This window comes from Blastochloris sulfoviridis, from assembly GCF_008630065.1.
Taxonomy (GTDB): Bacteria; Pseudomonadota; Alphaproteobacteria; order Rhizobiales; family Xanthobacteraceae; genus Blastochloris; species Blastochloris sulfoviridis.
The window spans coordinates 1-323 of record NZ_VWPL01000090.1; the positions used below are offsets into that span (position 1 = coordinate 1).

General features: G+C 55.7%; 1 pseudogene. It reads right to left on the minus strand.

Going from position 1 to position 323, the window contains the following annotated elements:
- Positions 1-131: 131 nt before the first annotated feature.
- Positions 132-245, minus strand: a pseudogene (locus tag F1193_RS16960) (IS200/IS605 family transposase); the annotation flags it as partial.
- Positions 246-323 lie beyond the last annotated feature (78 nt).

Genomic DNA, 323 nt, shown 5'->3' on the forward strand with positions numbered 1-323 from the left:
CGAATCAGAGCGCCCAGGGAATCACGCCGTCCCGTCAACTCAAAATGCCACACTCAACAACCACCGGCTAAAGCCGGTGGGTTGAGTTTTACGGACTGAAAGTCCGGATACGCGTCGCCTAAACGACGCGTCTATTCAGGTTCCATCTTGAAATTGTCGTTCGGATTTGGCTCGAAGTGATGCTCTAAATATTGCTTGATCATCTCTTCCGTCATCTGACCCACCGTCGCACAAAAGTATCCCCGTGGTAACTGCTCAGCCCGCTGCGGGCGTCGTCAAGCCGGGACGGGGATGTGCTCGCCCTTGAGGGTGAGGCGGATGGC